The sequence below is a fragment of the Streptomyces kryoterrae genome, from assembly GCF_054072135.1.
On record NZ_CM133358.1, the window covers coordinates 3,533,068 to 3,549,296 of the forward strand.

At 69.4% G+C, this 16,229-nt stretch carries 14 protein-coding genes; 8 read left to right on the forward strand and 6 right to left on the reverse strand.

All coding sequences use genetic code 11. From position 1 onward, the window contains the following. Positions 1–153: 153 nt before the first annotated feature. The 3 genes from xseA to ACW4TU_RS14905 all read left to right on the forward strand — a co-directional run bounded on the left by xseA (position 154) and on the right by ACW4TU_RS14905 (position 2,356). Positions 154–1,362 (forward strand): exodeoxyribonuclease VII large subunit, encoded by a 1,209-nt coding sequence (gene xseA / locus ACW4TU_RS14895; RefSeq protein WP_457428295.1) that lies wholly within the window; start codon positions 154–156, stop codon positions 1,360–1,362. Between the two features lie 9 nt (positions 1,363–1,371). Continuing rightward, the gene (locus tag ACW4TU_RS14900) at positions 1,372–1,617 is read left to right on the forward strand and encodes an exodeoxyribonuclease VII small subunit (protein WP_457428296.1); all 246 of its coding nucleotides are present in this window, start codon (positions 1,372–1,374) and stop codon (positions 1,615–1,617) included. 148 nt (positions 1,618–1,765) lie between these two features. After that, positions 1,766–2,356, forward strand: a complete 591-nt coding sequence (locus tag ACW4TU_RS14905; protein WP_457428297.1) for a malonic semialdehyde reductase — start codon at positions 1,766–1,768, stop codon at positions 2,354–2,356. Positions 2,357–2,447: 91 nt separating this feature from the next. On the opposite strand, the gene ACW4TU_RS14910 is transcribed toward ACW4TU_RS14905, so the two are convergent. Continuing rightward, positions 2,448–2,930, reverse strand: a complete 483-nt coding sequence (locus tag ACW4TU_RS14910) for a DUF4245 domain-containing protein (RefSeq protein WP_457430108.1) — start codon at positions 2,928–2,930, stop codon at positions 2,448–2,450. Positions 2,931–3,106: 176 nt separating this feature from the next. Here ACW4TU_RS14910 and glpX point away from each other — a divergent pair, with 176 nt between their 5' ends. Next, positions 3,107–4,141 carry a class II fructose-bisphosphatase gene (glpX, locus tag ACW4TU_RS14915; RefSeq protein ID WP_457428298.1) on the forward strand — a complete coding sequence of 345 codons (1,035 nt, stop codon included), beginning with the start codon at positions 3,107–3,109 and terminating at the stop codon, positions 4,139–4,141. A 235-nt stretch (positions 4,142–4,376) separates the two neighbouring features. Here the strand turns inward: glpX and ACW4TU_RS14920 are convergent, their stop codons facing one another. Together ACW4TU_RS14920 and ACW4TU_RS14925 are read right to left on the reverse strand one after the other, a co-directional pair. Further along, a complete protein-coding gene (locus ACW4TU_RS14920; RefSeq protein ID WP_457428299.1) occupies positions 4,377–4,748 on the reverse strand; it encodes a WhiB family transcriptional regulator in 372 nt (123 codons plus the stop codon). A gap of 288 nt (positions 4,749–5,036) precedes the next feature. Beyond that, the gene (locus ACW4TU_RS14925; protein ID WP_457428300.1) at positions 5,037–5,720 is read right to left on the reverse strand and encodes a DUF1707 SHOCT-like domain-containing protein; all 684 of its coding nucleotides are present in this window, start codon (positions 5,718–5,720) and stop codon (positions 5,037–5,039) included. Positions 5,721–5,970: 250 nt separating this feature from the next. Here ACW4TU_RS14925 and ACW4TU_RS14930 point away from each other — a divergent pair, with 250 nt between their 5' ends. Next, a complete protein-coding gene (locus ACW4TU_RS14930) occupies positions 5,971–7,638 on the forward strand; it encodes a fumarate hydratase (protein ID WP_457428301.1) in 1,668 nt (555 codons plus the stop codon). A gap of 64 nt (positions 7,639–7,702) precedes the next feature. Here the strand turns inward: ACW4TU_RS14930 and ACW4TU_RS14935 are convergent, their stop codons facing one another. Continuing rightward, a complete protein-coding gene (locus tag ACW4TU_RS14935) occupies positions 7,703–8,200 on the reverse strand; it encodes a hypothetical protein (protein WP_457428302.1) in 498 nt (165 codons plus the stop codon). Further along, complete coding sequence (locus ACW4TU_RS14940) at positions 8,197–8,718, reverse strand: SigE family RNA polymerase sigma factor (RefSeq protein ID WP_457428303.1); 522 nt, start codon at positions 8,716–8,718, stop codon at positions 8,197–8,199. The genes ACW4TU_RS14935 and ACW4TU_RS14940 overlap by 4 nt, the downstream gene beginning before the upstream one ends. A gap of 157 nt (positions 8,719–8,875) precedes the next feature. Here ACW4TU_RS14940 and ACW4TU_RS14945 point away from each other — a divergent pair, with 157 nt between their 5' ends. The 3 genes from ACW4TU_RS14945 (at position 8,876) to ACW4TU_RS14955 (ending at position 13,641) form a co-directional block, all read left to right on the forward strand. Next, positions 8,876–10,261, forward strand: a complete 1,386-nt coding sequence (locus ACW4TU_RS14945; RefSeq protein ID WP_457428304.1) for a class II fumarate hydratase — start codon at positions 8,876–8,878, stop codon at positions 10,259–10,261. Between the two features lie 73 nt (positions 10,262–10,334). Beyond that, positions 10,335–11,027, forward strand: a complete 693-nt coding sequence (gene fomD / locus ACW4TU_RS14950; protein ID WP_457428305.1) for a cytidylyl-2-hydroxypropylphosphonate hydrolase — start codon at positions 10,335–10,337, stop codon at positions 11,025–11,027. Between the two features lie 280 nt (positions 11,028–11,307). Then, the gene (locus ACW4TU_RS14955; protein ID WP_457428306.1) at positions 11,308–13,641 is read left to right on the forward strand and encodes a SpoIIE family protein phosphatase; all 2,334 of its coding nucleotides are present in this window, start codon (positions 11,308–11,310) and stop codon (positions 13,639–13,641) included. 106 nt (positions 13,642–13,747) lie between these two features. Here the strand turns inward: ACW4TU_RS14955 and ACW4TU_RS14960 are convergent, their stop codons facing one another. Further along, the gene (locus ACW4TU_RS14960) at positions 13,748–16,189 is read right to left on the reverse strand and encodes a transglycosylase domain-containing protein (protein ID WP_457428307.1); all 2,442 of its coding nucleotides are present in this window, start codon (positions 16,187–16,189) and stop codon (positions 13,748–13,750) included. Positions 16,190–16,229: the final 40 nt, after the last annotated feature.

A 16,229-nucleotide genomic window follows, 5' to 3' on the forward strand; every position in this document is an offset into this window, starting at 1 on the left:
CTGTTTTCGCCCCCGCCGCCTCTACCCGTCCCGTCCCGTCCCTGGGGGCTGCGCCCCCGGACCCCCCTTTCGCGCTGACGCGCTCGTCCTCAAACGCCGGACGGGCTGGAGATGCCGGCCGGCGCTGTCAGTCATGGCCGTTAGTCTCGGCGCATGGGTCTCAATACGTCCGCTGACGCTCCGCTGCCCGTCGGTGAGGTGTCGCGGCTCATCGGGGGGTGGATCGACCGGCTCGGTGCCATCTGGGTCGAGGGGCAGATCACCCAGTTGTCGCGGCGGCCCGGTGCCGGCGTGGTGTTTCTGACGTTGCGTGATCCCTCGCACGACATCTCGGTCGCCGTCACCTGCTATCGCCAGGTGTTCGACACCGTCGCCGATGTGGTGAGCGAGGGCGCCCGCGTCGTCGTACTCGCCAAGCCCGAGTGGTACGCGCCCCGGGGGCAGTTGTCACTGCGGGCCACCGAGATACGGCCTGTCGGGGTCGGGGAACTGCTCGTCCGGCTGGAGCAGTTGAAGAAGGCCCTGGGCAACGAGGGGCTGTTCGCCGCCGAGCGGAAGAAGGCGCTGCCCTTTCTGCCGCACCTCGTCGGGCTCGTGTGCGGGCGGGCCTCCGCCGCCGAGCGGGACGTTCTGGAGAACGCCCGCCGCCGCTGGCCCGCCGTCCGCTTCGAGGTGCGCAACGTCGCCGTGCAGGGCGTGCACGCCGTACCCCAGGTCGTCCAGGCCGTGAAGGAGCTGGACGACCTCGACGAGGTGGATGTGATCGTCGTGGCCCGGGGCGGCGGAAGCGTGGAGGATCTGCTGCCCTTCTCCGACGAGCAGCTCGTACGGGCGGTCGCCGCCTGCCGTACGCCCGTCGTCTCCGCCATCGGGCACGAGCCCGACCACCCGCTGCTCGACTACGTGGCGGATCTGCGGGCCTCCACTCCCACCGACGCCGCCAAGAAGGTCGTACCGGATGTGGGCGAGGAGTATGAGCGGGTGCGGTTGCTGCTCGACCGGGCCCGGCGGTCCGTCCACGCCTTCGTCGAGCGGGAGGAGCGCGGGCTCGCGCACGCCCTCGCCCGGCCCTCCATGGAGGATCCGCACCGGATGATCGACGAACGGGCCGACCACGTCGTCTCCCTGGTCGAACGGGCTCGGCGCACCCTCGGCCATCTCCTCGACCGTGCCGACTCCGAGCTGTCCCACACGCACGCGCGCGTGGTGGGCCTCTCCCCCGCCGCGACCCTGCGGCGCGGGTACGCGGTGCTGCAGCAGGCCGACGGGCACGTGGTCCGGGATCCGGGTGAGGTGGCGGCCGACGAGACGTTGCGGGCGCGGGTCGCCGAGGGTGAGTTCACTGTCCGAGTCGATGTCTAGGGTGGGCGCATGACCAGCAACGTGAGTGAGGCGCTCGGCTATGAGCAGGCGCGGGACGAGCTGATCGACGTCGTACGGCGACTGGAGGTGGGCGGTACGACGCTGGAGGAGTCCCTCGCCCTCTGGGAGCGCGGCGAGGAGCTGGCCAAGGTGTGCCGGCAGTGGCTGGAGGGGGCGCGCAAGCGGCTCGACGCGGCCCTGGCCGAGGAACCGTCCGAGGCGGGGAGCGACGAGGACGACTCCGGCTCCGGCTGATCCGTGATCCGGCGGCCGTCCCGCCCCTCGTTTCCTGTGAAGCAGATCACCATCCGCCGCCTTTTGTTGAAACTTGAACTTTCACTGAGTACTGTCGATGTCGTCAGCCGATCCCGCCGGATCCGACGCTCGTCTACAGAAGGTTGCCATGTCCCTCGTTCTTGACCCCGCCGCCCAGGACCTGCTGTTCCGCGAGGCCCGTACCGCGAACACCTTCACCGACGAGCCGGTGTCGGACGAGCAGGTGCAGGCGATCTACGACCTGGTCAAGTACGGCCCCACGGCCTTCAACCAGAGCCCGCTGCGCATCACCCTGGTCCGCTCCGCCGAGGCCCGCGAGCGCCTCGTGCAGCACCTGGCCGAGGGCAACCAGGCGAAGACCGCCGCCGCGCCTCTGGTCGCGATCCTCTCCGCGGACAACGAGTTCCACGAGGAGCTGCCGACCCTCTTCCCGGCCTTCCCCCAGGCCAAGGACCTCTTCTTCAGCGAGCGTTCCGCCCGTGAGAGTGCCGCCGGGCTGAACGCCGCCCTGCAGGCCGCGTACTTCATCATCGGCGTGCGGGCCGCCGGCCTCGCCGCCGGCCCGATGACCGGTGCCGACTTCGCGGGCATCCAGAAGGAGTTCCTGGACGACGACCACACCCCGCTGGCCGTCGTCAACATCGGCAACCCGGGCGCCGACGCCTGGTACCCGCGCTCCCCGCGGCTGGCGTACGACGACGTCGTCACCACCGTCTGAGGTATACGACGCGTTCATGAGTGAGGCCCCCGGCTCGTGCCGGGGGCCTCACTCATGACTCACGCCCGCGTGCCTGGCTCGCCGGCTGGTGCTACGTGGTCCTCAGGGCCTGGGCCATCTTCGTCAGGCGGTCGAACGACGCCGTGCCCGCCACCACCGTCGTGGAACCCTTCTCGCGCAGCACCAGCGCATCGTACCTCTCGCCCTCGTACCGCGTCCAGGTCGCGTCCCCTATGCGCTGGGTGACCTTCGTCTCCCGGGCGTCCTGGGTGGCGTCGTCGATGAAGACGGACGGCTTCTGAGCGGACTGCTCCACCGCCACGTATTCACCCTCGGAGTCGTGGAAGCCGAGATGCCACCTGTCGAAGTCCTCGCCGGAGAAACGCACCGAGGTCGCCTTCCAGTCGGCCGACAGGCCCTGGGGCGCGGCCACCGGGTAGCTCGCGGCGCGGCGAGCCGTCAGCAACTCGACGCGGTAGTCGACCCGTTTGAGGTCGGGAGCGGAGTCGTCGTGCGGGATGAAGAGATAGATCACTCCCGCCGCGAGACTGATGAGGGCCAGGGAAAGGATCATGTCCCGGGCCGTCTTCTGCTTGCCGTTCTTGCCGTTCGAACCTGCCACGCTCCCCATCGTCGCAGGTGCACCGGTCCGCTCATCCGTGGGGCCCCCTGCTCATTTTGTCTGCCTAACGATAGAGTCGTGGCCAACACCCTCATCCGGCCGTCGCCGTATCAGAAAGGTGCGTCTCGATGACCGAGCATCATCATCTGCCGTCCGAACTCGAAGTCCCCTCCGAAGCTCCCGACCGCAACCTCGCCCTTGAACTCGTCCGGGTGACCGAGGCCGCCGCGATGGCCGCGGGCCGCTGGGTCGGCCGCGGTGACAAGAACGGCGCCGACGGTGCCGCGGTGCGCGCCATGCGGACCCTCGTCTCGACCGTCTCGATGAACGGCGTCGTCGTCATCGGTGAGGGCGAGAAGGACGAGGCGCCCATGCTCTTCAACGGGGAGCGCGTCGGCGACGGGACCGGGCCCGAGTGCGACATCGCCGTCGACCCGATCGACGGTACGACGCTGACCGCCAACGGCATGACGAACGCCATCGCGGTCCTCGCGGCGGCCGACCGCGGGTCGATGTTCGACCCGTCCGCCGTCTTCTACATGGACAAGCTGGTCACCGGGCCGGACGCCGCCGACTTCGTCGACATCAACGCGCCGGTCTCGGTGAACATCCGCCGGGTCGCCAAGGCGAAGCGGGTCACGCCCGAGGACGTCACCGTCGTCATCCTCGACCGGCCGCGCCACGTCGGCATCATCAAGGAGATCCGGGAGACCGGCGCGCGCATGAAGCTGATCTCCGACGGCGATGTCGCCGGGTCGATCCTCGCCCTGCGCGAGGGCACCGGCGTCGATCTGCTGCTGGGCATCGGCGGTACGCCCGAGGGCATCATCTCGGCCTGCGCCGTGAAGTGCCTCGGCGGCACCATCCAGGGCAAGCTGTGGCCGAAGGACGACGAGGAGCGGCAGCGGGCGGTGGACGCGGGACATGATCTCGACCGCGTGCTCACGACCGACGACCTGGTCTCCGGCGAGAACGTGTTCTTCGTCGCGACCGGGATCACCGACGGCGAGCTGCTGCGCGGGGTCCGTTACCGGTCGGAGACGGCGACGACGGAGTCGATCGTGATGCGGTCGAAGTCGGGGACGGTCCGGCAGATCTCGTCCGAGCACCGGCTGAGCAAGCTGCGGGCGTACAGCGCGATCGACTTCAGTCGCGCCAAGTAGTCCGGCGTAGAGGGCTTCGGGCTGTGGGTGGGTGCGGGTTCGTTGTGACTTGTCGCGCCCACGCGGCGGAGCCGCACAATGTCACACCCCGCGCCCCTGTCGGGCGCGTCCAGCGAGCGCCCTCCTGAAACCTCGCGCTCGCGGCCCCGCGCTAAAGAGCCCATACGTGTGCGAAGGGGTCGCCCTCTGTGCGGAGAGGGCGACCCCTTCCCATGACCGGCTTGGCCCGGGGAGGTCAGCCCGCCGCCGCTATCGTGCCGCGGGCGGCCTTCTTGAGTTCCATTTCGCGGCGGCGGCGCCTGGCAAGGACCACACGGCGTTCGGCCGCGGTGAGGCCGCCCCAGACGCCGTACGGCTCGGGTTGCAGCAGCGCGTGCTCACGGCACTCGACCATGACCGGACAGCCGCCGCACACCCGCTTGGCCGCCTGCTCCCGGGAGAGCCGGGCCGCGGTCGGTTCCTTCGAAGGGGCGAAGAAGAGACCCGCCTCGTCGCGCCGGCACACCGCCTCGGTATGCCACGGGGCGTCCTGGTCCCTCTCTCGCACTGGCACCCGCTGAGGCGGAACGGCAGCGACCTGCAGGGACGAATGCGGCGGATGCAGCACGGTCTACTCCTGACGACGGCTTCTTCGCGAGCTGGAGGGAGCCGTGGGGCCCACGTGGACCGGGGCGACGGGTCCGGAGCGTCCGGGGCGTGCGATCGCAAGGCGCGCGCTTGCCGGGCGTACCGGGCTCCGCGTGAAGCCCACGGCACCCTCCAAGAGACGATGCAGCAAGCCCTACCCGCTGTGCGCGCGCCTATGCACTGAGTTCCCAACCGCTGAGGTTCCAGGACACTGTCGAGGCGTCGTGACCTGACCGAATCGCTTCGGATGCGACCGAATTCACAACCGTCAACGGTCCAGGTGCTTGCGCAAACTCCTGTCGACCTTGTGGGAGACGCGGTCGAGGATGTCCGCGATCATCTTGCCCCGCTTGGGTTTCGCCTCGACGTTGCCGAGTATCGCCAGCCCGTCCACATAGACCACGGGAGCGTCGGGATCGCCCGAATCCAGCGTGCTCACCTCGAAGTTGCCGAGCACACCGCCACCGGTGCCGCGCAACGAGACGTTCTCCGGGACGCGGATCTCGACGTTGCCGAAGACCGAGATCGCCTTGATCACGACCTGCTGGTACTCGAATATCGCCTCACTGAGGTCGATCTCGACGCTGCCGAAGATCGCGTACGCGTGCATACGGCGTCCCGCGCGCCAGCGGCCCTTGCGGACGGCGGCACTGAAGACCGCCACCACGTTGTCGTCGGGGTCGAGCGGGATCGCGCCCGGGGTGGGGCGGTTGGGCGCGGGCGCGTATCCCCACGCCGCGGCCCGGGGCACGTGGGACTGGTGGCCGGCGGGCAGGTCCCGTACGAAGACCTCCAGTTCGCCGACCGTCTTGGCGCTCAGCACCCCCTCGACGCGCTCGGAGTGCTCGTCGGGCGTGAGGCGGCCCTCGGCCAGCGCTTCACGCAGGAGGTCCGCGACGCGGTCACGGTCGGCGTCCGAGGCACGGAGTTCGGTCTGCTTCTGAAGGTCCACGGAAGCAGCGTACCCAAACGCGATAGATCGCGACTAGGGGTGTGGACAGACATGTGGACGGACATGTGGACAGGCGGGCGGTGGACGGACCGGCGCGTGGACGGACAGTCGGACGGGCAGCCTCGTTCGAGCTGCCTCCTTCTCAACTGAGTCCTACCTAACAAGCTTCTCGCCTCCGGCAGGTCCTACGCTGGTGGGCGCCCGCCGATGAAGGCTGGCCGCTGTCTTCGTCGAGTGAGGAATGGGCGAGATGCCTGAGTTCGCGTACACGGATCTGCTCCCCATGGGAGAGGACACCACCCCGTACCGGCTGGTGACCTCCGAGGGTGTCTCCACCTTCGAGGCGGACGGGCGGACGTTCCTCAAGGTCGAGCCGGAGGCGCTGCGCAAGCTCGCCGCCGAGGCCATCCATGACATCCAGCACTATCTGCGGCCGGCCCACCTGGCGCAGCTGCGGCGGATCATCGACGACCCCGAGGCGTCGAACAACGACAAGTTCGTGGCCCTGGACCTGCTGAAGAACGCCAACATCGCGGCGGCGGGCGTCCTCCCCATGTGCCAGGACACCGGCACGGCGATCGTCATGGGCAAGCGCGGACAGAACGTGCTCACGACGGGCGGCGACGAGGCGGCCCTGTCCCAGGGCATCTACGACGCGTATCTGAACCTGAACCTGCGCTACTCGCAGATGGCTCCGCTCACCATGTGGGAGGAGAGGAACACCGGCTCCAACCTGCCGGCCCAGATCGAGCTGTACGCCACCGACGGGGGCGCCTACAAGTTCCTGTTCATGGCCAAGGGCGGTGGCTCGGCCAACAAGTCGTTCCTCTACCAGGAGACGAAGGCCGTCCTGAACGAGGCCTCCATGATGAAGTTCCTGGAGGAGAAGATCCGTTCGCTGGGCACGGCCGCCTGTCCGCCGTACCACCTGGCGATCGTGGTCGGCGGCACGAGCGCCGAGTACGCGCTCAAGACCGCCAAGTACGCCTCCGCGCACTACCTCGACGAGATCCCGGCCGAGGGATCGCCGCTCGGGCACGGTTTCCGGGACAAGGAGCTGGAGGAGAAGGTCTTCGAGCTGACGCAGCGGATCGGGATCGGGGCGCAGTTCGGCGGCAAGTACTTCTGCCACGACGTGCGTGTGGTGCGGCTGCCGAGGCACGGCGCCTCCTGCCCCGTCGCCATCGCCGTGTCCTGCTCCGCCGACCGGCAGGCCGTCGCGAAGATCACGGCGGAGGGTGTCTTCCTGGAGCAGCTGGAGACCGACCCGGCGCGGTTCCTGCCGGAGACGACGGACGAACACCTCGACGAGGCGTCGGACGTGGTCAGGGTCGATCTCAACCAGCCGATGGACGCCATCCTGGCCGAGCTGACCAAGTACCCGGTGAAGACGCGGTTGTCGCTGTCCGGGCCGCTGGTCGTGGCGCGTGACATCGCGCACGCCAAGATCAAGGAGCGGCTGGACGCGGGTGAGGAGATGCCCCAGTACCTGAAGGACCACCCGGTGTACTACGCCGGGCCGGCGAAGACCCCTGCGGGGTACGCGTCGGGGTCGTTCGGACCGACCACCGCCGGGCGCATGGACTCCTACGTCGAGCAGTTCCAGGCGGCGGGCGGCTCCAAGGTGATGCTCGCCAAGGGCAACCGCAGCAAGCAGGTCACCGACGCGTGCGACGCCCACGGCGGCTTCTACCTGGGCTCGATCGGCGGCCCGGCGGCCCGGCTCGCCCAGGACTGCATCAAGAAGGTCGAGGTCGTCGAGTACGAGGAGCTCGGCATGGAGGCGGTGTGGAAGATCGAGGTCGAGGACTTCCCGGCGTTCGTCGTCGTCGACGACAAGGGCAACGACTTCTTCCAAAACCCCGCCCCGCAGCCGACGTTCACGTCGATTCCGGTGCGGGGGCCGGGTCTGGTGTGATCCTGTGACGGGCGCCCGCCCCTGATTGACGCAGGGGCGGGCGTCGTATCAGCTCAGGACCTGGTCAGCCGGCGCAGACGGTGAAGCTGACCGTGTCGCCGTTGTGGACGATCGCCGGGGCGTGCGGGGAGACGCCGAGCACCGAGTTCGGCTTGCAGCCCTTCACTGCCTTCTCGGTGACGGTGCCGAGCTTCGTCTGCGTCTTCTCCACGTAGTTCTTGGCCCCGTCCAGGCTCCAGCCGGCGAAGTCGATCGGGATGGTCGGGTTCTCGCCGTACAGCATGGTGGTGGCGTCGCTCTTGTTGGCCGTGCTCGTCGCCGCCGGGGTCGAGCTGCTGCTGCCGACGACCGAGGTGGCCAGGGCCGTCCCCCCGCCGGCCGCGATGAGGGCGGCGGCGACGGCGGCGATGCCGACGGTCCGGCGGCGCCGGGTGCGGCGCTCGATCCGGGGCGCGTCGAAGTCGGGCGCCTCGGCGGAGTTCGCGTACTGGTTCATGGCGTTCATCAGTTCCTCTTCGAAGAGTGTGCGGCCGGAAGGCCGTGCGTCGCCGTACGAGGTCATCGGATTCCTTCCGTGTGCCGTTGTGGCGAAGGGGCGGAGGGGGTGGGGATCTGACCTCTGAGCTTCTCGATCCCCCGGGCGAGCTGGGAGCGCACCGTACTGGGCGATATCTCCAGGTCGGCCGCGATCTCGGTGTCGGAGAGGTCGTGGAAGTACCGCAGCACCACGACCGTGCGCATCCGCATGGGCAGTTGCTGCAGAGCGCGCACCAACTGGTCCCGGCTGTCCACCTGTCCGAACTCGTCCCCCGGGGCGGCGCGGTCGCCGCTTGCCGGGTCGGAGGTCGTGACCAGGCGGCGGAACCTCCGCCAGCGGTCATTGGCCAGGTTCACCATGATCCGCCGTACGTAGGCGTCCGGAGCATCCTTCGCGGCGATGACGCGCCACTTGCGGCAGGCCCGCTCCAGGGTCTCCTGGACCAGGTCCTCCGCCGCCTCACGGTTGCCCGTGAGGACGAGGGCGCCGCGGAACAGCGCCGTCGATCTCGCGGCCACGAAAGCCTGAAAGTCCGACTCCACACGCTCCTCCCTTCCTGTCACCCGTCCTCGACGTGGATACCGCCTCGTCTGCTGCACCGTCGTTCCGTGACCTGGGTCACAGACGTCGGGGCCGTACGGTGGCAGCCGAACGGCCGCGTCGCGGAACATCCCGGCCCTCCCGTTCGCTGTACAGGGCATGAGTGACTACCGCATCGAGCACGACTCCATGGGCGAAGTACGCGTCCCCGCCGAAGCGAAGTGGCGGGCCCAGACCCAGCGCGCGGTGGAGAACTTCCCCATCTCCGGACAACACCTTGAACGCGCGCACATCGAGGCCCTCGCCCGTATCAAGGGCGCCGCCGCGAAGGTCAACGCCCAGCTCGGTGTGGTCGACAAGGACATCGCCGACGCCATTCAGGAGGCCGCCGGCGAGGTCGCCGCCGGTGACTGGGACGAGCACTTTCCCGTCGACGTGTTCCAGACCGGGTCCGGCACCTCGTCCAACATGAACGCCAACGAGGTCATCGCGAGCCTCGCCAGTGAGCGGCTGGGCAGGGACGTACACCCCAATGATCATGTCAACGCCTCGCAGTCGTCCAACGACGTGTTCCCCTCCTCCATCCACATCGCCGCCACCGCCGCCGTCACCCGCGATCTGATCCCCGCCCTCGACCACCTCGCCGACGCCCTCACCCGCAAGGCCGAGGAGTTCGCCGACGTCGTGAAGTCGGGGCGTACGCACCTCATGGACGCCACGCCCGTGACGCTCGGGCAGGAGTTCGGGGGGTACGCCGCCCAGGTGCGGTACGGCGTGGAGCGGCTGCGTGCCTCCCTGCCCCGGCTCGCCGAGCTGCCGCTCGGTGGCACCGCCGTGGGGACCGGGATCAACACGCCTCCCGGGTTCTCCGCCGCCGTGATCGAGGAGGTCGCCCGCTCCACCGGGCTGCCCCTCACCGAGGCTCGCGATCATTTTGAGGCACAGGGCGCCCGGGACGGGATCGTCGAGACCAGTGGGCAGCTGCGGACCATCGCCGTGGGGTTGACGAAGATCTCCAACGATCTGCGGTGGATGGCCTCCGGGCCCAGGACCGGGCTCGCCGAGATCAGCCTGCCCGATCTTCAGCCGGGGTCGTCCATCATGCCCGGCAAGGTCAATCCCGTGCTTCCCGAGGCCGTGCTGATGGTGTCCGCGCAGGTCATCGGCAATGACGTCACCGTCACCACCGCCGGTGCCGCCGGGAACTTCGAGCTCAACGTCATGCTGCCGGTGATCGCCAAGAACGTTCTCGAGTCCGTGCGGCTGCTCGCCAACGTCTCGCGGCTGCTCGCCGATCGGACCGTCGACGGGATCGTCGCCCATCGGGAGCGGGCCCGTGAGTACGCGGAGTCCTCGCCCTCCGTGGTCACGCCGCTGAACAAGTACATCGGCTACGAGGAAGCGGCCAAGGTGGCCAAGAAGTCGCTCGCCGAGAAGAAGACGATTCGCCAAGTCGTCCTGGAATCGGGGTATGTGGAGCGCGGTGATCTCACCGTCGAGCAGCTCGACACGGCGCTTGATGTCCTGCGGATGACGCGCCCGTAACGTCATCCGGCCACTGGCGAGAACCGTGACGCGCACCGCAGCGTCGTATGCCCGGGGCACCTAATATCTCTCCATGACAGACGACGGAGCGGTGAGACAAGTGGAAGCGGGCGGATCGGCGGCGTACTGGTCCGCCGGGAGTCAGATCCTCTGGCGGTATCGCGAGAACTCCGGCGAGCGTTTCCACATCGTGCGTCCCGTCACCGTCGTACGGGACGATCCCGAGGTGCTCGCCGTGTGGATGGCGCCGGGTACCGAGTGTGTCAAGCCCGTGCTCGCCGACGGTACGCCCGTGCATGTGGAGCCGCTGGAGTCGCGGTACACCAAGCCCCGGACCGTGCAGCGCGACCGCTGGTTCGGCACCGGGGTGCTGAAGCTGGCGCGGCCCGCCGAGCCCTGGTCGGTGTGGCTTTTCTGGGAGCCGGGCTGGCGGTTCAAGAACTGGTACGTGAACCTGGAGGAACCACTCGCCCGTTGGGCCGGCGGGGTCGACTCCGAGGACCATTTCCTCGACATCACCGTGAATCCCGACCGGACTTGGGAATGGCGCGACGAGGACGAGTTCGCGCAGGCCCAGCAGGCCGGGCTGATGGACGCCCAACTGGCCGCGCGGGTAAGGGAAGCGGGGCGTTCGGCGGTGGAGGTCATCCAGGACTGGGGTGCGCCGTTCGCGGATGGCTGGCAGCACTGGCGCCCGGATCCGTCATGGGCTGTACCGTCACTGCCGGAGGACTGGGACCGTACACCCGCGCACATGTCGTCGTGAGACCCTTGATGCGCCCCCGGTACACAACCGTAGGATCGTCCTCCGCAAGGGCGCACAACCGTAACTGCCGGAACATGCGCCGGGCCTGACCATACGTCACCGAGGGGCGGCAGGACGTGATCGAGGGGTACGAGGGCAGCACCGGTCCAGGCCGACCAGGGCCTGCCGGTGCACCAGGAACAACCTCTGACCACGCCGGTTTTCCGTTCCTGGGGCACGTATTCCGGGTATCGGGAAGTCGGCGGGACCAACTGCGTGTACAGCGCGCAGCCCCGGACGGATGGATTCGACACGCGTGACGGAGCAACCCACCTCGCACGAGCGCAGTCGGCCGGGCACCGGCCGGCCGGACATCCCCGCGGACACCCGCGGGGCGCTTCCGCGTTCCCCGGAGGCGGCGGCTCAGCCTCTGCCGAAGCAGACGACAGGGCAGGGAGGGGCCGCCGGTGGACTGGAGACCGCCCCCGGCTCCGTGACAGGCTCCGAGAGCCCCGAGACCGTCGGTGGCGCCGGTAGAGCCGCGCACGACGCGGGCACAGCGGGAACAGAGGCGGGAACAGTCGCGATGGCATCCAGCTCGGGTACTGGCACCGGTACGTCCGGCTCCACCGGCCCCAACCCCGCCGGTCCCCCCGCCACCCCCGGGCCCGAGCACTCGCAGCCCGAGCAGCCGTCCTCGACCGAGCCCGACGCGCACCGCCCGCGTCCGGCGCCGGACGGCATCCCGGTCCAGCCGGGCGCCGAAACGGCCCGCCCGGGCGCGGAGAACCACGCGACGGAGCACCACGCGAGCGTGAACGGGCCCGCCGACGGCAACAGCGCCGACCCGGCCGTGAGCGTCCTCGTGGGCAAGGACCGGCGTTCCGGTCAGGGCAACCCCGTCGGCACTCCCCTGCCGATGCGGCGGGACGGCGACCGGCTGCGGTTCGTCGGTGCCGCCACCCGGCGTATCGCGCGGGGCATCGACCTCGACGAGATCGTGATGGGGCTGTGCCGGGCGACCGTGCCGACGTTCTCCGACACGATCCTCGTCTATCTGCGCGACCCGCTGCCGGTCGGCGACGAGCGGCCCACCGGCCCGCTGGTGCTGCGCCTGCGCCGCAGTGACCGGCTGCCGCAGGACCGGGACACCGAGAACGGCTTCCTGGCCACCTCCGCCGTCCCCCAGCCGCCACCGCCCGAGCTGTCCCCGGTCAGCGCCGAACTGTGCGAAGTACGTCCCGGTGGCGCGCTCGCCGAGGTGCTGCGCGGCGTCCGGCCCGTCTTCGCGGACGCGCCCGCCGCCCGCGCGGCCCTGCCCGAACTGCTCGGCGAGGGCTGCGAACTGGAAGTACCGGACGGCCAGCGCGCGATCCTCGCCCCGCTGCGCGGCCGACGGCGGGTCATCGGGGCCGCGCTGTTCCTGCGCCGCCCGGAGCGGATCCCGTTCGAGACGGACGATCTGCTGGTCGCCGCCCAGCTCGCCACCCACAGCGCCCTCGGCATCGACAAGGCGGTGCTGTACGGCCGCGAGGCCTACATCGCCGACGAGCTGCAGCGCACGATGCTGCCGGAGACCCTGCCGCGGCCTACGGGTGTGCGGCTGGCGTCCCGGTACCTGCCCGCCGCCGAGACCGCGCGCGTCGGCGGTGACTGGTACGACGCCATCCCGCTGCCCGGCAGCCGGGTCGCGCTCGTCGTCGGCGACGTCATGGGGCACTCCATGACCAGCGCGGCCATCATGGGCCAGCTGCGGACGACCGCGCAGACCCTCGCCGGGCTCGACCTGCCCCCGCAGGAGGTCCTGCACCACCTCGACGAACAGGCCCAGCGCCTCGGCACCGACCGCATGGCGACCTGCCTCTACGCGGTGTACGACCCGGTGTCGCACCGGATCACCATCGCCAACGCCGGCCACCCGCCGCCCGTCCTGCTGCACCTGGGCGGCCGGGCCGAGGTGCTGAAGGTGCCCTCCGGCGCGCCCATCGGGGTCGGCGGTGTCGACTTCGAGGCCGTGGAGCTGGACGCGCCCGCCGGCGCCACCCTCTTCCTCTACACGGACGGGCTCGTCGAGTCCCGGCTGCGGGACGTGTGGACCGGCATAGAGCAGCTGCGCGAGAAGCTCGCCGCGACCGCCCAGCTGACCGGCCCCGACCATCCGCCGCCCCTTGAGGCCCTGTGCGACGAGGTTCTCGACATGCTCGGCCCGGGCGACCGGGACGACGACATCGCGCTGCTCGCCGCCCGCTTCGACGGCATCGCGCCGAGCGACGTCGCGTACTGGTATCTGGACCCGGAGGACGCGGCGCCCGGCCGGGCCCGGCGGCTCGCCCGGCGCGCGCTGTCCCGCTGGGGCCTGGAGGACCTGACTGACTCGGTGGAGCTGCTGGTCAGCGAGGTCGTGACGAACGCGGTGCGCTACGCGACCAAGCCGATCACGCTCCGGCTGCTGCGGACCGACGTACTGCGCTGCGAGGTCGGCGACGACGTGCCGCAGCTGCCGCGGCTGCGACAGGCGCGGGCCACGGACGAGGGCGGCCGGGGACTGTATCTCGTCAACCGGCTGGCCCGGCGCTGGGGCGCGACCCGGCTGAGCACGGGGAAGGTGGTCTGGTTCGAGCTGAACCGGACCTGAGCCGGACGTGAGCGGTCACGTTTGACGCCTGTACGTATGAGAGAGGGGGCTCCCGGTGATCACCGGGAGCCCCCTCTCTCGTAGGTGCGCCGCGTACCGTACGTACCTACTGGCCGTCGTCCGGTTCGGGCGGACTGAAGGAGATACCGCCCGCCGGGGTCGACGGGGCCGAGGTCGTCGGTGTCGGGGTCGGAGTCGGGGTCGGGGTCGGAGTCGGGGTCGGAGTCGGTGTCGGGGTCGGAGTCGGTGTCGGGGTCGGAGTCGGCGTATCCGACTTGGTCGGAGTCGGTGTCGGGGTCGGCGTATCCGACTTGGTCGGGGTCGGTGACGCCGTCGGCTTCACGCCCGCGCCCAGCGTGGTGTCCAGGTCGAACTTGGTCACCTTGCCCATCGTGCCGAAGGTGTACGTCGCCCAGATCTTCGCCGGGTAGCCACCGCCGTTGATCCGGCCGCTGCCCGGGATGAGGCCGGTGGCGCCCGTCAGGGACACCTGCCTGTTGGCCTTCGTGTCCTCGCCGAACAGACCGACCGAGGTGACGAGACCGGGCGTGTAGGCGGTGAACCAGGCCGACTTGTTCTCGTCGGAGGTACCCGTCTTGCCGGCCACCTGCTGGCCCTTGCGGTTCTTCGCCTGGGCCACCGAGGCCTTGGCGGTACCGTCGTCGACCACGCCCGTCAGCACGGAGGTGACCGTGTCGGCGGCCTCACGGCTGATGATCTGCTCGCCGATCGGGGAGTCGAACTCGACCGTACGGTCCTTGTGTTCGGCCGACTTGATGACGGCCGGGGTGACCTTGCGGCCGTGGTTGTCGAGGGTGGCGTAGACGGCGGCCATCTCCAGCGGGCTCGCGCCCATCGTGCCGAGGGTCTGCGCGGGCACCGCCTGCAACCCCTTGGTGTCCAGGCCCAGTTCGTCCGCGACCTTCATGACCTCGGACATCCCGACATCGACGCCCATCTGCGCGAACACCGAGTTGATCGATTTGTTCATCGCGGTCTGGACGGTGACGTCCCCGTAGTCCGCCTTGTCCTCGTTCGGCGGACCGAAGCCGACCTTCTTGCCGTCGGACACGACCTGCCGGCCGCTCGTGCCGTCGTAGATGGTGTTCGGGTTGATCAGATCGCCGTCCTGCGTCCGCGCCTTCTCCTCCATGGCCGCCGCGAGGATGATCGGCTTGAAGGTGGACGCGGGCTGGTAGTCGCGCCGGGTCGCGTTGCTGATGTAGTGCTTGAAGTAGTCGGTGCCGCCGTACAGCGCGAGCACCCGTCCGGTCTTCGGGTCGACGGACGCGGCACCGGCCTGGACGTTGCCGTCGACCTTGCGCTTCTTCGCGTCGAGCTTGCTGGTGAGCTGGCCCTTGACGGCCTGCTCCAGCTCGGTCTGCTTCTTGCGGTCGATGTTGAGCGTGATCGTCCAACCGCCCGCGTTGACCAGCGCTTTGGCGTCGTCGGTGTCGTTGGCCGTGCCCTGCGCGACAAGTTGCTTGGCCAGCTCGTCCTTGGCGGCCTCGACGAGGTAGCCGGTCTGGCCCTCCAGACCCGGGGCGCCCTTCGGGTCCTTCGGCACCGGGAACTTCATGGCGTCACGCTCGGACTTGCCGAGCCAGCCCTCGCCGACCATGTTGTCGAGTACGTAGTTCCAGCGGGCGGTGACCAGCTTCTTGCCGGTGTCGGAGGCGACGGCCCAGTCGTACTGGCTCGGTGCCTGGAGCAACGCGGCGAGGTACGCGCCCTGTTCGACCGTGAGCTTCTTGGCGTCGACGCGGTAGTAGGCCTGGGCGGCGGCCTGGATGCCGTAGGAGTCGCGGCCGTAGTAGTTGGTGTTGATGTAGCCGGCAAGGATGTAGTCCTTGGACCTCTGTTGGTCCACCTTCAGCGAGATGACCAGTTCCTTCAGCTTGCGCGTGATGGTCTGGTCCTGCTCCAGGTAGTAGTTCTTGACGTACTGCTGGGTGATCGTCGAACCACCCTGCTTGCCTTTGCCGGACAGCGTGTTGATCAGACCGCGGGTGGTGCCCTTGAGGTCGACGCCGGAGTCCTTGTAGAAGGACTTGTTCTCGGCGGCGACGAAGGTCAGCTGGACCTTCTTGGGCACCTCGGACAGATCCACGATCTCGCGGTTGACCGTGCCGGTACGGGCGAGAGCGGTGCCGTCGCTGTACTTGAAGACGTTGCTCTGCAGCTTCGCGGCGTCGTTGCCCGCGGCGGGCACGTCGATCGTCAGGTACAGCACCATGAAGGCGCCCATGCCGAGCAGCAGGAAGCCGAAGAACGCGCCGAGGATCTTCTTCCAGGTGAAGAGCCGGCGGAGGAAACTCTTACCGTTCTTGCCGCCCTTGGCACTCTTGCCGCGCGCCGCCGCCCTGCTCGCCGCCCTGCCCCCGGTCACCGGTTCGGTCACCGGCTCGGTCGCGGTCGCGAGCCCGCCCTCGGTACCGGTTTCCGCTCCGGTCCCGGTGTCGGTCGACGCATCCCTGGAGGAACGCCTGGGCGCCGCGCGGCGGCCACCGCGATGCTGCCGCGCTCGTCTCTCGTCCGCTCGTCCCATGGGTCGCTTCGCTCCGCTTCCTTCTTCGCACAGGTTCATG

Coding starts and splice junctions, on each gene's coding strand:
- ACW4TU_RS14930 (WP_457428301.1), top strand. CDS start 5,971: ATGCCTGAGTTCGCGTACACGGATCTGCTCCCCATGGGAGAGGACACC.
- ACW4TU_RS14960 (WP_457428307.1), bottom strand. CDS start 16,189: ATGGGACGAGCGGACGAGAGACGAGCGCGGCAGCATCGCGGTGGCCGC.
- xseA (WP_457428295.1), top strand. CDS start 154: ATGGGTCTCAATACGTCCGCTGACGCTCCGCTGCCCGTCGGTGAGGTG.
- ACW4TU_RS14910 (WP_457430108.1), bottom strand. CDS start 2,930: ATGATCCTTTCCCTGGCCCTCATCAGTCTCGCGGCGGGAGTGATCTAT.
- ACW4TU_RS14945 (WP_457428304.1), top strand. CDS start 8,876: ATGAGTGACTACCGCATCGAGCACGACTCCATGGGCGAAGTACGCGTC.
- ACW4TU_RS14955 (WP_457428306.1), top strand. CDS start 11,308: ATGGATTCGACACGCGTGACGGAGCAACCCACCTCGCACGAGCGCAGT.
- ACW4TU_RS14935 (WP_457428302.1), bottom strand. CDS start 8,200: ATGACCTCGTACGGCGACGCACGGCCTTCCGGCCGCACACTCTTCGAA.
- ACW4TU_RS14900 (WP_457428296.1), top strand. CDS start 1,372: ATGACCAGCAACGTGAGTGAGGCGCTCGGCTATGAGCAGGCGCGGGAC.
- fomD (WP_457428305.1), top strand. CDS start 10,335: ATGACAGACGACGGAGCGGTGAGACAAGTGGAAGCGGGCGGATCGGCG.
- ACW4TU_RS14905 (WP_457428297.1), top strand. CDS start 1,766: ATGTCCCTCGTTCTTGACCCCGCCGCCCAGGACCTGCTGTTCCGCGAG.
- glpX (WP_457428298.1), top strand. CDS start 3,107: ATGACCGAGCATCATCATCTGCCGTCCGAACTCGAAGTCCCCTCCGAA.